General features: G+C 27.5%; 11 protein-coding genes and 1 rRNA gene. 4 read left to right on the forward strand and 8 right to left on the reverse strand.

Features of this window, described 5'->3' with window-relative positions; translation table 4 throughout:
• Positions 1 to 50: 50 nt before the first annotated feature.
• The 8 genes from BCF59_RS03470 to mip are packed head-to-tail and all read right to left on the reverse strand — an operon-like array spanning position 51 to position 11,622.
• Positions 51 to 1,430, reverse strand: coding sequence for an MSC_0618 family F1-like ATPase beta subunit (locus BCF59_RS03470; RefSeq protein ID WP_134111276.1), 1,380 nt, complete (start codon positions 1,428 to 1,430; stop codon positions 51 to 53).
• Complete coding sequence (locus BCF59_RS03475; RefSeq protein WP_134111278.1) at positions 1,430 to 2,950, reverse strand: MSC_0619 family F1-like ATPase alpha subunit; 1,521 nt, start codon at positions 2,948 to 2,950, stop codon at positions 1,430 to 1,432. Before BCF59_RS03475 ends, BCF59_RS03470 begins: the two co-directional genes overlap by 1 nt.
• A 1-nt stretch (position 2,951) precedes the next feature.
• Positions 2,952 to 5,201 carry an MSC_0620 family F1-like ATPase-associated subunit gene (locus BCF59_RS03480; protein WP_134111280.1) on the reverse strand — a complete coding sequence of 750 codons (2,250 nt, stop codon included), beginning with the start codon at positions 5,199 to 5,201 and terminating at the stop codon, positions 2,952 to 2,954.
• Complete coding sequence (locus BCF59_RS03485; protein ID WP_134111282.1) at positions 5,194 to 5,646, reverse strand: MSC_0621 family F1-like ATPase epsilon subunit; 453 nt, start codon at positions 5,644 to 5,646, stop codon at positions 5,194 to 5,196. Before BCF59_RS03485 ends, BCF59_RS03480 begins: the two co-directional genes overlap by 8 nt.
• Positions 5,639 to 6,562: an MSC_0622 family F1-like ATPase gamma subunit gene (locus BCF59_RS03490; RefSeq protein WP_134111284.1), complete on the reverse strand. Its 924-nt coding sequence runs from the start codon at positions 6,560 to 6,562 to the stop codon at positions 5,639 to 5,641. Before BCF59_RS03490 ends, BCF59_RS03485 begins: the two co-directional genes overlap by 8 nt.
• A 1-nt stretch (position 6,563) precedes the next feature.
• On the reverse strand, positions 6,564 to 7,160 hold the full coding sequence (locus tag BCF59_RS03495) for an MSC_0623 family F1-like ATPase-associated protein (protein ID WP_134111286.1): 597 nt from the start codon (positions 7,158 to 7,160) through the stop codon (positions 6,564 to 6,566).
• Between the two features lie 2 nt (positions 7,161 to 7,162).
• The gene (locus BCF59_RS03500; RefSeq protein WP_134111288.1) at positions 7,163 to 8,716 is read right to left on the reverse strand and encodes an MSC_0624 family F1-like ATPase-associated membrane protein; all 1,554 of its coding nucleotides are present in this window, start codon (positions 8,714 to 8,716) and stop codon (positions 7,163 to 7,165) included.
• Between the two features lie 8 nt (positions 8,717 to 8,724).
• Positions 8,725 to 11,622 (reverse strand): Ig-specific serine endopeptidase MIP, encoded by a 2,898-nt coding sequence (gene mip / locus BCF59_RS03505; RefSeq protein WP_134111290.1) that lies wholly within the window; start codon positions 11,620 to 11,622, stop codon positions 8,725 to 8,727.
• A 563-nt stretch (positions 11,623 to 12,185) separates the two neighbouring features.
• On the opposite strand from mip, the gene BCF59_RS03510 reads away from it, so the two are divergent.
• From BCF59_RS03510 to BCF59_RS03525, 4 genes are all read left to right on the forward strand, one after another.
• Entirely contained in the window at positions 12,186 to 12,935 is a 750-nt protein-coding gene (locus BCF59_RS03510; RefSeq protein WP_134111292.1) for a hypothetical protein, read from the forward strand.
• 46 nt (positions 12,936 to 12,981) lie between these two features.
• Positions 12,982 to 13,086: ribosomal RNA gene (rrf, locus tag BCF59_RS03515) — 5S ribosomal RNA — on the forward strand.
• Positions 13,087 to 13,143: 57 nt separating this feature from the next.
• Complete coding sequence (locus tag BCF59_RS03520; protein ID WP_134111294.1) at positions 13,144 to 14,259, forward strand: DnaJ C-terminal domain-containing protein; 1,116 nt, start codon at positions 13,144 to 13,146, stop codon at positions 14,257 to 14,259.
• A gap of 291 nt (positions 14,260 to 14,550) precedes the next feature.
• Positions 14,551 to 15,695, forward strand: a 1,145-nt coding sequence (locus BCF59_RS03525; protein WP_208317623.1) for a beta-N-acetylglucosaminidase domain-containing protein, incomplete at its 3' end; no start/stop codon positions are given.

Genomic DNA, 15,695 nt, shown 5'->3' on the forward strand with positions numbered 1-15,695 from the left:
ATATTTAGATTTATATAAAGAATAAGTTATATAATTATAACATGACTATTTTATAATCCTAATTCTTCATCAGTTGGAATTTGTAAGTTTGAACCTACATATTGAAAAATTTCAGGACTTTGTTTGATATATTTACCCTCTAAAATCCGAATTACACTATCAACAGTCTCTTCTAAAGGAACATATTGTCCCGGAGATTTAGTAAAGTGTTCTGTCATAAAAAAGTTTTGTGTAAAAAAGTTTTCTAATTGCAAGGCTTTTTTAACCACTGTTTTACTTTCTTCATCTAGTTCATCAAAACCTAAAATCAGAATAACATCCTCTAAATCTTTATAAGCCTTTAAAATCTTTTTAGTCTCTAAAATAGCATTAAAATGTTTTTTACCAAGGATTTTTTCATCTACTGAGTTAGATTGCGACGCGAGTGGATCAAAGGCCGGGAAAATGTTTTTAGCTGATTGTGCTCTTGATAAAACTAAACTTCCGTCAAGGTGGTTAAACACCGCTACAGCAGATGGATCAGATAAATCATCCATTGGTAAAAACATTGTTTGAAATGAAGTAATTGCTCCGTTTTCATTTTTATAAAGACGATCTTCAATATTTGCAACATCAGATTCTAAAGTTGATTGATAACCGCCTACTGATGGTTTTTTACCTAACGAAGCGCTTGTTTCATTTTCAGCTTGTACAAAACGGTAAATATTATCAATGAATAATAAGACATCTTGTTTTTCAACATCTCTTAAATATTCACTTGAAGTAACTCCGATCGGTACAATTGACATACGTGCCCCAGGTGATTCGTTCATCTTAGAAATATACATCGCAGAGCGATCCATTAAACCAGAGCTTTCTAATTCGTTGTATAACTCAATTGCTTCTCTTGAACGCTCACCGGAACCAATAAAGACATTAGAAGTATTTAAACTACGTTTATTAATGTTAAAGATAATTTCTTTCATTAAAACAGTTTTACCAACTCCGGCACCACCAAAAATACCAAGTTTATAACCTTTCACAATCGGCATAAAGAAATCTATGGCTTTTATTCCGGTTTCTACTAATTCAATTTCATTATTTAAATAACGATTTGGATTAATTGTAGAGTTCATTTCAATGTATTTTGGTTGATTTTGACGTTCAGGTAGTAAAGGCAGTCCGCGGAAAGAATAAATATTATTTAAAGAACCCAAACCAACTGGCACCATAAAACTTTTTTTAGTATTAACAACCGCATCATCAATCGAAATTTCTTGTGAGTTATAAATAATAATCGCACGCACAGTAGTATCGTTTAACACACGTTTTACTAATAAATATGTTTTATGATCATGCAATGTTAGTAATTGGTTAACTTCAGGTAGATTTTCTTTAGTAAACTCTATTTCAATTACATCAGAATATAAATTAATAATTTTCCCGTTCATTATTTATCTCCTAACATTACAGCAATTTCATTTAGTGTATTATCTGAAATTTCAACAAATTCATGTTCGCTTTCAATTTCTCAACCTAAATTCAACAATTGCGAATATTGACGCAACGCACAAGCGAAATAAGCTTTTGCTAAACTATCATCGTAGTTTAGATCATTCATTATAGTATGGTAAGTATTTTTAGCATCCGGATCTATTTCAATTAGTTTATTTAAAAATAATAAAGCTTTTTGTTCATCTTTAATCCCTTTTAAAATGGTTCATGAGATTAATTTAGACATAAAGAGTACAAATTCTTGTGAATACAAAATAAATCCTTTTTGATTAAACATCTTGTCAATCATTTTTCCTTTATAAATTAGCAATGATGTTTCTTTATTAAAGTCATAATCTAACATCGCTAATTTAAGGTGTCTTTTATATTCTTTAAAGATTTTTCCAATATCTGCTGCAACCTTAGTAATTAAACGACTCTGCACACTTGAACCAGTTCTGGATACTGATAAATTGATATTTATAGCAGGCAAAACTCCTTGCGAGAACAAATCAGCACTAGTTACAATTTGTCCATCAGTAATAGAAATAATATTTGAAGCAATTAATGAAGTAATGTCACCGTCTACAGTTTGCAAAATTGGTAGTGCTGTAATAGTTTTACGACCCACAAAAGAACCGGCACGTTCAAGTAGTTGTGAATGTGAAAAGAAAGTGTCTCCAGGCATTGCTTCTTTACCAACCGGACGATCGGTTAGTAAAGCAATCTCGCGGATAATATTTGCATGTTTAGTTAAATCATCAAAAATAATTAAAACATCATCAGTTTTAGAAATATTTTCAGCATGTGCCATACCTACATAAGGTGCTAAATATTGTTCAAAAGCACTAGTAGATGGTGCATCAATAATAATTGTATTTGCTAATGCGTTATATTGCTCTAAAGTATTATAAATCCTTGAAATAGCTTCACGTTTTTGACCAATTGCAACATAAACACATTTTACTCCGTTGCTAACTTGATTAATAATTGTATTTAAAGCAATATGTGTTTTTCCGGTTTGACGATCCCCAATAATTAATTCACGCTGTCCTTTACCAATCGGAATTAGTAAGTCAACTGCTACTATTCCAGTAAAAAGTTGTTCATTTAAAGTTTTTACGGTGGTCAAATCGTGTGCTAATTCAAAAATTTTAGCCCCTTGTGGAGTGGGTTTCTTAAATTTATGTGCTTGCGGTAAAATTACATTTCCATCAATATCAATAACCTTACCAAAGTATTCATCATTGGTATCCAAACGCGCTTCATCATTGTCTAAAATCACTTCTACATTGATTTTTAAATCATGGTTTTTAGTATTTGCAATCAAGAACGCACGATCTTTAGTTGCATTAATTAACATCATTTTGCATTCAGGATTATCTTTAAGGTGATAAAACTGTCTTTGTTTATAAGGAAATTCGCCAGAAACTTCTACTATATAATCAAAAATAGATGTAATTTTGGGATTTTGCATATTATATTCCTTTCAATCCGATTCCTAAAAATACAGAACCAACTGCTAAAAATAACACAATTGTTATTGCAGTTATTATATAAATAGTTTTCATTTTTTTATTTTTATTTTTAAAATTAACGATATATGCCATTGCATTTGTTATACTAAATACCGCACCAATTACTAACAAAGCAATTCCAATATTTCTTAGTAATAAATCACTTTTTTTATTACGTTCATTTAAAACTGCTTGCATATTTTCATAGGCTTTAATAAAAACTTCTTTATTTTTTTCATCAGTAATGTCTTTGGGTTGTAAAACTTGATATAAAGAACGCATATTTGCCGACACTAAGCTTAATTCGGTAATATAGCTATCGTATCAATTTAAGATATTAAAGGTGCTTTGTAAGGGCTGTGAAAGTTGTTTAAGTTTATAAACATTTATTTCTAATTCTTTAAAAAATTCATTAAAGGTCTTACTACTAAAATTATTGTTTTTTAAGTTATTTTCAACGGTAGTTTTATTAATTGCTATCGATAAGAATGCTTTAGCACGCAATAAAAGCTTTTCAAATGCTTGTGATAAAGTTGCGTAATAACCTGTTTCTTGAATTCTTGCTGTTTTTAAATTAGTTAGAACATAAGCTAAAAAAGTATTTTGTGATCTTTGATTAATAGCAGACTTTTCAGTTAAATCAACATCACTAGAAATTTTATTTGCATACTCATTAATTATATTTTGTTGTGAATCTATAAAGGTTTTTTTGTCATTAGAATAGTTAGTAGCTACAGTAACCATACCAAATAATGCTTTAGTTATATCTTGATGTTGTAAATCATCATAATTTAGTTTATCATCAATACCTAAAGCTGTATATAACCTACCAAAAGCATTTTGCAGTGCTTGATTTTGTTGTTGATATAAAAATTCAAAACGCTTAGTTAGTTCATCATTATCTCAACTAAAACCTTCCGGCCCAATCGGTGAACTACGATGGTTTCCGTTAATTCTATCTACAATTTCAATTGTCGGAACTAGTTGGTTTTTTAAGAGTTTTTTTGCCTTACTTCCATCCGGTTGTGTAACTTCTAATTCAGTATCTTCTAATTGTAGATCAGTAATTTTATATTCATATCTAGTGTTAATCGGGTTAGCAAAGAAAAAAATCTTTTCTCTAACTTCGGGTGTTGAAACATCTCAAAGTTGTTTTACTTGTGTTGTTGTCATTTTTGCATATTGATATGAAATATTTGGGATAAGTGTAGGTAATTTTTGAATTTGTTGTTCCGGCGGAATATATTCAATTGGTTTATCTACAGACGGTAAACCTGGAGTACTTGGATTGTCTGGCTTCTTTTTATCTGGTTGTTTTTGCTGTTGCTGTTGTTGTTGTTGTTCAGTAGTTATTTCTTGGTTTGCCTTTAGATCAAATGCCGTAAATCTTGGCTTAATCTTATCAATAAAGTAATCTTTTCAACTTTTATATCCTTTAGGGTTTGAAATTTTATAATTACCTTTGTCAAAAGTTAAATTAAAATCTTTTTGATAAATTGTTATATCATTTGTATCATAGAAAACTTGTTGTAAATTTTTAAATAAAAGATCGCCATATTTGACTAAATATTGATCTAACTCATCTTTCTTGATTGCATTAACTGTATTTTCTTCATTAAATTTAATTTCAGATTTTTTATCTGTTTTTAAAGCATTTATGTAGTCAGTATTTGATGTAGTTCCTAAAGAAACATTGTTATAAGTTTGTCCGTTAAAAGTAACATTACCTTTATTAATTTTTTCATCTTGAGAAATTATTTTTGGAAAAATTGTATCGATTCCAAAGTCTTTACTATTTTCAGCAATCTTAGTTTTATTAGTTTGCAAAAAATCTAAAAATTGGTTTAAATATGTTTCTTTTGAAATTTGTGTTAATAAGCCTTCATTATCGGTTGGCTTAGCATTATCCTTATTTACTTGTAGTTTTTCTAATTCATTTTTCAAATTAGCTATGATTGTATCAATAACCGAAGCTAAGGTTATTTTGATTTTATCTTTCGCTATCTTTGCAAAATCCTTAAAATTTGGTGCTACCGTAGGTTTGGGTTTGTCGGGTTGCTTTGGATCTGGTTTTTCAGGGTTATTAGGTGTACTATCAGCCTTATTGATATTTACTTGTGTTGTTATTTGCATTGATAAAGCAACAATTGGACTGGCAGTTACAGAAATCAAAGAGATACATTTTAGTAATTTTTTAACTTTTCTACTCATAAGCATCCCTTTCTTTAATATTTAACAACTGTTTTAATTCTAGTTCATAAAGTTCATTATGTAAATCTTCTAGTAAAATAGTTTCATCAACACTTAAACCAACATATTGCATTGCTTTTAGTTTAAACATTTGATCTTTTATTTCATTAATGTATTGTTTATAATTTTGTTTTTCTTTGCTTTGTTTATAAAAGTGAATATCAGAAAGCGATTTAACAATAATTTCATTTTCTTTACTTACGATAATAACATTTTTTAAAAACATAAAAAAGGTATTTTTGTTATTGTTATGCACAAATTTCACTAGCATTCTTGGAAAAGCAGTAATTGAATTAGTTTGTATTTTAATTCAATTATTTTCGTTATAATGATTGATAAATAAGCTATATTCTTTTAAACTAAGGGACTTATTATCTAAAAACGACATCGTTAGGGTTTTAGTCATTGTTTTCCTCAAAAATAGTTTTCTTTTTCTTGGTTAATAACACAATTTCTTCAATCTGCTTTTCTTGTTTCACACGATTAATACGTTTAGATACTTTTAAAATTTCTTCATCCAATTGCTTACTTTTTTTGTTTGCCGCAACTAAAGCGTTTTTTGCATTATAAAATGAGGATTCAATAATTAACGAGTTAATTGCATTTTCTATAAAAATTGAAACTTGATTATCTATAAACCCTTCAATATTAGGATGAATTTTATAATCTTGAATAACTTTATCAAACTCATTTTCTAAGTCGATATGAAGTAATTTATCAACATCAAAATTGCTAATAGGTAAAATTGTAAAAGCTTCTTTATAGTTTTTATTAGAGTTTATAACAAAATGTACTCTAGTATAATCGCTGTCTAAATATAAAATTTTAGTAAGTTGAGTTAAGATTTTAGCTAAATTTGGTACGGCTGAATTTTTAAAGGTTTTAATTACATTTAAATTATTTTGTTTTGCAAATGAAATAGCACGATTTCCAATTAAAATGAAATCAACATTTTTATTGGTTATATTTTCTAAAATAACTTTTTCATAACGGCTATATGAATCGGTTCCATATTTTTGTTCTTCAGTTAGATAAATATAAAGTTCTTTTTCTTTTGAAATTAGGTTTTTGAGTTTTTGTGATTTAGTTAAATTTCTAAACTTTTTCAAAAAGGTATTTTCTTCAATAAAGTTATTTTTTATGTGATATTTGTTTTTTAATGCATTCATCAATTGCACATTTAATAAAGCATTATCAACATAAAATGTTAATTTACGTGTTAATTTCATAATTGAAATTAACAAAATATTTTTATCATTATTAACCTTAATTTTGATGTTTTCAAGGTTGTTTTTCTTTTGAATAATATCTTTTAAATGCATTTTAAATTTCTGTGGCTCACACTTTATCAAAGAAAATTTTTAAGGTTTGACTTTGTTTAGAAACAAAAATTAAAGTATTTGGAATGAGTTCAACAGCATATCCTTTTTGTAAGAGTTCTAAAAGTTGTTGGTTGATCATATTAACTAAATCTATGTATTTTTGATTGTGACTTTGCGGAAGTAAATCTGAGTTAAGGGTAATTTCAGTTGTTGAATCGCTTTCGCTTTGCTCAAGGTTATAAAAATCTACTTCTGTTTCTGTTTTTGGTTTTAAATCTGTGGTAAAGACTTCTGCATAATTATTCGATGATTGATTTTTAGTTAGCATTGGAATTAAAAGTTTTTGACTATATTTTAAGTTTAAATTAAATGTAATAACAAATAAGTCAAAAAGTAAATCCTGGTGTTTTGCTAATGCATTATTTAACTTGGCATTAAATTCTTTATATTCTTCAGAATTAAAACTAGAATTCAATTTTAACAACACTGAAGCAAAAAACTTTTTATTCGAAACATAAAACTGCGAATTTTTAATATATTTATAATCATGATATAAATCTAATAACTGCTGTGTTTCTTTAATTTCTTTTTTAGACATTTTTACTCCTTAGATTTTTTATTTAATCAATCAATTTTTTGTAGTGAAATAAAGGTAATACTTAATGCAGATAAATAAAACAATGCAACAAAAACAAAATTGATAATAGTGATAATTTTAAGCAGTGAAATCGGGGTAGGTGTTGAAACTAATAAGAAGTTATCTTGTGCAATCAAAATATGATTTAAAGCATATAAGAATAACAAAATGGAATGCAATGAAATTGCAATAATAATCATATAAGAAGTTCAGGTTTTAATAGTTTTAACGCGTTTAACATAGTGAATGTAAATAATGACAGATAATAACACACTACTAAAAGTATTATAAACATAATCACTTGGATTTTTAATGACAAAAATAGAAACCATCATCAACACTCATAATAAAGTTTGTGCTAAAGACATATATATAGTTAATAATGTATTGTTTTTATTTCTTGCATACATGAATTCAACTAATACAAAATATAAAATCACAATAATAAGCGCAACCACAATAAAGAGAACGTAAAAGTAATTATATGTTTCTTTTTGACCAATGGTTGGTGTTAAATTACGCACATCAATAGTCATTACTTTGATAAAAGTAATTAATAGCATAATTAAGAGCGCTAAATGTAAGACATATTTATCTTTGGATGAATTTTTTGTAATTTGACTTTCCACTATTTTAAAAACTTTTTTAATATTTGCTCCAAAAATTAAAAGTCCAACTAAAACAAAAAATAGAATAATCAAGGATAAATTTAATATTGTTTTTTGATTAAATAAGTTTTCTACTTTATTTCAATATCAATTTCCATCAAATAAGAATGTATTAGGATGAGCTTTTACATCTGAAGCAGAAATTCAAATAAAGATGTTAGTTAAACAAAAGATTAATAAGGCAGTATGTGAGAAAATTTGTACTAATAAATGTCAAACAGATCCATATAAAAGTGGTTCTGATTGTCTTTTATAAATATGATTGTAGATTTCAAATGATGTATTTAAAAGAAATAATGGAATTAAAATATAAAACAATTGGTTTGCATCTACGGCAGTAATTAATTTTTGGGTTGCAACTTGGGTTGTGGTTACTAGACCGGTTTCATTGTTAATGCTTTGAATTTCTTTTGTTTGATTAGTAGTAATAAAAAAGAACAACAAGATCACACAAGAGAGTGCGAGTGCAAAATATAAGATATAAAAATATAAATATTTATTGATCTTTTCTTTTTGAGTCTCGATGTTTTTAAAGTTTTTAAACACAGCATAAAAAAATGTAAAAACTAGCGGACTAAACCGTAAAATTATGGTGGCATTTTGTTGTCTTAGTTCGGTGTTTTCAAAATCAAACAAGAATGTTAAAGGTTTATTAGCATTATCTGTGGCCAAGAGTTGTGTTGGAAATATTGAACGATCTAACAAAATTAGCACAACCAACATTGCTATAACAAAAAATACTACTAATAAATATTTATAAATAACGCTTCATAAACTTTGTGATTTTGAGGCTAAATGCAAGCTATAGTCATCATAAATGCGCTTATTTTCTATAATTTTTGATTTCATAAACTTCCTTATTTTTGTTTATTGACAATATCTGTAAATTTAAAATCATTTGGTATTTGTTGTTCGGTAAATCCATTTGGAAATAAATAGGTTTTGGTTGCTTGGTTACTCTTAGAAGCTAAAGTTTGCATTGCTTGACGGTATGAATTTTTTTGATCTTTACCACCACCATAAATTAAATCATATTGAGGGAGATTATAATTACCAAATAAACCTCGGTAATCATACCCTTCAGAACGGAACGCAGCAATTAACCCAGTACGCGCTGTGGTATTTGAAAAATGATAAATTCCAACTAATTTATTATCTTGATTACGAACACTTGATCCGGACGCTCCACCACCAGGGGAATATCATCTTGGTAGATATTCTAGACCAAAGTTAATATATTTTTTATTATCATCAGATTGATATAGATTATCTAGTGGATTTGTGGTATTCTTATTTGTTAAAACTGGAACAGCAATAAATGCATCAGTAATACCGGGTTTGTAGGCAAATGAACGATATCCTAAATTATATGATAAAAAATTTCCACGATTGAGTTTTTGATATACGCTTGAATTTTTATCATTTAAATCTGAATTTGTAAATTGAGTATCATAAAATTCTGCATCAGCATTGGTTCAAATGGTTTTATAATATTTTTCAACTGCAATTTGGTCTGCATCGATATATTGATCTAAGAAATAATCTCTTCATTGACCCGAATTGGCAGCCGGATATCCTAAAATAAAGAGTTGATCAATACCATTTAAAGCAGATGCTAGTGGATAATCTATTTTTTGATAATCTTTTAAATAAGAATTTGAAAGGAATTTAACTTTTTTATTTTCTGGTCAATCTTTATAATCATTCGTTACTAATTTAGCCAAATCTTGACTAGCAGATGCTGAATTATTTGATGCATTTGCAATATCAGTTACTTTGGAAAAATCAATTTCTAAAACCGCAAAATCAGCAAATTCTTCTGCATCGTTATAAAGTTGTTTTTGTTTAGCAGCTAAAAAATCAGCCGGTTTACTTTTTAAAAAGTCTCTGGCATCAAAAGCACGAGAAATGGAATTCGGATTTAATGCAAAGTTTTGAAAAAGTTTTTCCTTATCATTAAAGTTATTTAAACCAACTAATTTCAGTTTTTTTAGTAATGGTTCAGCTTCTTTTCTTAATCTAGTTACTGAATAAGAACTAAATAAACCTGGTTTAATTGCATCAGCTACGTGTAAGTTAGTTCCAAAATAGAATTTAGTAGGATATGAATTATCATTTGATAATTCATAATCCATAATTCACATTGTTCCACTAATATTATCAAAACTTCCATAACTATTTGCTAATAATTCAAACTGATTATTGTTCTTTTGAATTAAATTAATAGTTCTGGTTTTTACATCTTGTGATAAATCAGAAGCATTTACAGCTGCTATTTTTTGATTTTTATAATCTTGATTATATTTCACGTAAAAATCACCCGCTGCATTTTCGCCGTTTTCTTTAACTAATGTTTCATATGTACGATTTTTTAATTCTGCTAACACAGAAACATCAGTAGTTTTTTCCAGGGTATTTAAAAGTTCGCTTTTGGTTTTGGAATCTTTGATATGTTCGATAAATTTCTTTAATTCGACACCTTCAGTGTTTTTAAGTAGTTCTTTTACTTTATTTTGAACCGCTTTATCAGGTGAGATTAAATAATTGTTAATGTTAATTGAAAAAGATTGTTTAGCTATATCGATATATTTTTCATTGGTTAATAAACGAGCTAACCCTTGGTATTTATTTACATCAGTTTTGCCAAAAGTATCTGCTCATGACGGTATGGTACCATTAGAACCTTGGTTAATAACTAATCCATCTACACTTCCATCATTTTTGTAAACTGGAGTAGAAAATCCTTTATAAACTGAACTATCATAATCACTAACACCAACTTCTTTCGCTTTAGCATTAAATTTTTGAATTTCTTCATCGGTTACATTTTTAAATGCTCCATCACGAAAACTTTTTCAATCCGATCCTAAGAAACGTTTTCTAGCTTCGACATATCCAGTATTATCGTTTTGATATCTTTGTTCTTGATTCATTTTGATATACTCTAAAACCTTATCGCCACTAGGAGTAGATGGAGTTATGAAATTATTGGTCTCTTTTTTTAAACCAGTAATTCTATAGTTTTTACTTATATTGGTGTTAGTTGTTGGATTTGTAAATGTAACAAAAATATCTATCGCGCCTTGTGCTTGTGAATCTTGTTCATTGTTATTTATATAATTGATATTAGTTAATTGCGCTTTAAATTTACCTGTAAATCCTGGCTTAACTTTAATACCATATTCACCTTGATTTTCTAAAACATATTTTGCTGTAGTTTGTGATCTATCTGCATTACGAAATCCGTTGATTTGCGCTAAACTAAATTCATTGCCTTCGGTAACCTTATCAATTAATGCTCTAAATTGATTATCAGAAGTTATTTTTTCATCACCAGTTAATGGTGATTGATTCTTATAATCTTCTTTAATTTGCGCAATAATATTTTCTAAGGCTTCTTTTGTAATTGCGCTATTAATTTGGTTTTGATAATCTTTCTTATCTCTTAATGTATCTAACTCATCTTTTGCTTGTTGTTTTAATACAGCAAGCGGATTTTGTTGTTGTAAAAGTTGTTGTATTTTAGTAATTACTACATCTAATTCAGTAGCAGTTCGAGCTTGTGCTAATTGCTTGGTTAAATTAGTTTTATCACCTTGAATTTGGTTTAAGAGACTTTGTGCATTCTCTTTCTTAGTAGCAAATTCATCTTTTTTCTCTTGAGTTTTAGCAGTTTGTCCACAAGCTACTACCGCTATAGTTGTAGCAGACAACAAAGACATAGATAAAAATGCTTTTATTTTTTTGCTTTTCATAATTCCTCCTCATTTTTTTGGATAACTATCTTCTCAATATTATGAAAATTGATTAAAGAAAAACACAACGCTAAGTTGTTTATTCACTTGTTAAATTATCAAAAAGTCAATTATTGACTTTTTCAAAAGTATAACTCACATCCATTGGAACCTCTTCACAAAAATTTATATATTATATTATATATATATATATATATGGAAATAAAGTGAAAACATTAGTTTTTTAATAAATATTTCACATTTTTTCCATATTACTAAGATAAAAGGGGTCTTATGTAAATTTATAAAACTTAAATACAAATATTATCTTAATTTTTATATAATTTATATAACAAAAAGGAACAAAATTATTAACAAAAGATGAATATTGAAAATTGTGATTATATCCGATTATCAACAATCTTGACTATTAAAAGTGCGTATTTTCTTATGGTTAACTGTATCAAAAAAATGATCTGAGTGTTTTTAAAGCCTGGTGGTATAGCTTAGGAAAAGATTGCTAACATAATATTACGGCTTTTATTTGGTAAAGATTTTATATGATTTATTAGGAAGGAATTTAAATGAATGAAATAATATCAATATTTTTGTTTATACTTTTAGGTGCATTAGGGTTTAAATTCATCTTAGATGCTTTATTGGTTCGCAAATATTATTTAAATCAAATAATTTTTCGCACCACTAAAAATTGAATAATAAGTAATTTTGTCTTTTTGTTTTTACTTTTAATTACTGCAATTATTTTATTTGTTTTAATAGTTATAAAACAAATCATAATAAAAAATATATCAGATGAAGAAGTTATTAAATCGGGTAAATCTGTTTTTAGTACTTATCATACTTGATTATACTTAACTTTATTGGTGTTTTTTATTCCTATTACTTTCTTTAGTTTATATTACTTAATTATCACTAAAGTAAATTCATCAATTACAGATTTAGAATTTAAAACTTTTGATAAGGAACGTTTGAAATTATTCAGTGTTGATACTGCTTATTTAATAATTAAGCAAAAAAGAAGAAAACAAATTCAAGATCAAAGGTTAAAATTTGTAGATTATATTGTAACTGCTACTTTTTGAAGAACTTTTAGTAAAAGACTTTATTATAAAAGCATTTTAAAACGTTGTATTTATTTTTATTTAAAGCAACCTTATAAAGTAGAAACTCGTGGCGAAAAGTTTGTAGGTACTAATGATGCAATTTTAGTTTTTGTGTATTGAAGTATTAGATATTTAAATGGTATTTCATCACCAAATAAAAAAGTGGAACCAGAAAAATTTTGAAAAGCCATTAAAAACTTAGTTAAATAAAAAAATAAAAAATATTTTGTTTTTTTAAAAAAACGTGTACTATATTATTAGTAGCAATAGCAAGCGGGATCACCTGATACCATTCCGAACTCAGTAGTTAAGCCGCTTTACGCCGACGATAGCCGAAGGTGAAAATAGGAAGCTGCTATTTTTTATTACTTTTAAAAAATTAGCAAATAAATAAAAAATGTGCTAAAATAGATATATTATGAGCAACAAAAGAGATTATTACGAAGTGTTAGGTGTTTCAAAAAACGCTAGCGAAAAAGAAATTAAAACAGCTTACCGAAGTTTGGCTAAAAAATATCACCCGGATAAATTGAAAGATGGTACTAGTGATAAAAAAATGCAAGAATTAAATGAAGCATACGAAGTTTTATCTGATTCTAAAAAAAGAAGTATTTATGATCAATATGGACACGAAGCAACAAACGGACAAAATCCTGGTGGATTTGGTGGTTTTAGTGGATTTTCTAACTTTGCAGGTGGCTTTGGAGATATTTTTGAAAATATTTTTCAAGGTTTCAGAGGTGGTTCAAAAACTAATGAAAATCATCCAAGAAAAGGAGCGGATACTAAATTTGTTCAAGAAATTACTTTCATGCAATCTTTAAAAGGTGATACCCTCAAAGAAAAATTATATAAATATGACACCTGTTTACATTGCGGCGGAAGTGGTGCAGAAAGCAATGCTGATATTAAAGTATGTAGTAGTTGCGGCGGAAGTGGTTATAGACATAAAGTTATCAATAGTATTTTTGGAAGAATGCAACAACAAGCGGTTTGTGATAGCTGTCACGGAAACGGAAAACAGATTTTAAAGAAATGTACTTTATGTAAAGGAAATAAGTATGAAAAGAATTTAAAAACTGTTAATATTCCAATTTCAGCCGGAATTGAAGATGGAACTATTTTAAAATTAAAAGGTTATGGACAACCTGGTGTTAACGGTGGTCCTGCTGGTGATATGTATATTCAAATTGAAATTCAACCACATAAATATTTTGAACGCAAAGGAAATGATTTGTATCTAAATTACCCGGTTTCGGTTTTTGATGTAATGTTAGAAAAAGAGGTGAATGTTCCGAGTCCGTATGGTGAGATTAAAATTAAACTTAAAAAAGACTATCGATCTGGTCAAGTGCTAAGAATACCAAAAAAAGGAATTGAAAGCAAATACGGTAAAGGTGATTTAAAACTTACTTTAAACTTTATTATCCCGGATTTAAGTAAAAAAGAGCAAAAAGTAGTCCTTAACTCGTTACAAGAAATAACAGATACAACAAACGAAGATTTCTTAAAACAAGTTAACCGAACAATATAATAATAAATTAAATTGACCAATATACCTGTATTTTAGCCAAATACGGGATTTTTTATAATTTCAAAACTTTTTTGTTTTGATTTTTTTATCTATAAAACTTTTAAAAATACCAAATTAAAAATAATTTATAATTTTAAAAAAATCTTCATTTTTCCTTTGAAAAAAAAAAAAAAACTAAAATTAGAGTACAAAAATAAATTTTAATAAATTGTTTGAATTTAATTAATTAAGTTTTTAAAAACAAAATTTAAAGATTTAATTAACTTATTTTTAATAATTTATGGAGGAATAATGAACATTAAAAAGAAAATCAAATATATGCTTTCCACAGCAGGTAGTTTTGGTCTTTTAGCAACTGTAGCTACCGTTGCTGCGGGTGAAACAACATCTGATTCTTCTACAAATACAACTACTTCAACTAAACAAGAAATCACTTATAATATTTTTCCAGAAGTACAAAATATTAAATATACTGATGGAAGTATATCAATTACTCCAGAAGTTAACTTAGTATTTGAAAACGGAATTGATGCGGCAACTATTGCTAGATTTGATCAAGTTTTAAAATTGAGAAATTTAACATATACAAAATCTAGAAATATTGTTAGCGGAAAAACTAATATTTTAGTTGGTATTAAAGATGATACTGACACCTTAGTTGATAATGAATTAAAGACTTTAGGAATAACACCTGATGCTACTTTAGATAATAAACTTGACTCATATATGTTAAACGCCGGAACTTTTAATAATGGTAGTTATATTACTTTATTAGCTAAAGATGCTACTGCGGCTTTTTACGGGGCAACTACTTTATGACATATCTTTAACCAACTAGATGGTTTTAAAATAAGAAATCTAACTATTAAAGATTATGCTGATTTAAAAGTTCGTGGTGTATCGGATGCATACTTTTGAGATACTTATACCGATTTAGGAAATTACACAACAAATAACCGTTGAAATTCGGCAGATGATATTATTGGATTTATGAAATATGCAAGTTTTTACAAACTTAACACATTTATCTTCCGCCCTGATGATTTAATTTTACCTAATATAGACAGTAAAAATTCAGCAAGCAAATGACAAGAACTTTATACAGAAGAAGAAATAAATAAATTTAAAGAAGTATTAGCAACATCAAAAGAAAGCAAAGTACAATTTGATTTTTCATTTGATCTATTAAAAAGTTTTGATGTTTCAAATGATACCGATTATAAAACTCAATTTGATTTATTAACCAAAAAAATGACACAAATGCTACAAATAGGTGTGCGTCAATTTTCAGTTGTATCACGTGGTGTAGCTGTAACACACGAAAATTATATAACTAAATTATTCGTAGATTTAATTCAGTGATTAAAACAACAAAAACAAACATACACAGATTTAAATACTAATATGTTATTCTTTGGGCGATACGGAGAATATTC

It is taken from the genome of Mycoplasmopsis mustelae (assembly GCF_004365095.1).
Lineage (GTDB): Bacteria > Bacillota_I > Bacilli_A > Mycoplasmatales > Metamycoplasmataceae > Mycoplasmopsis > Mycoplasmopsis mustelae.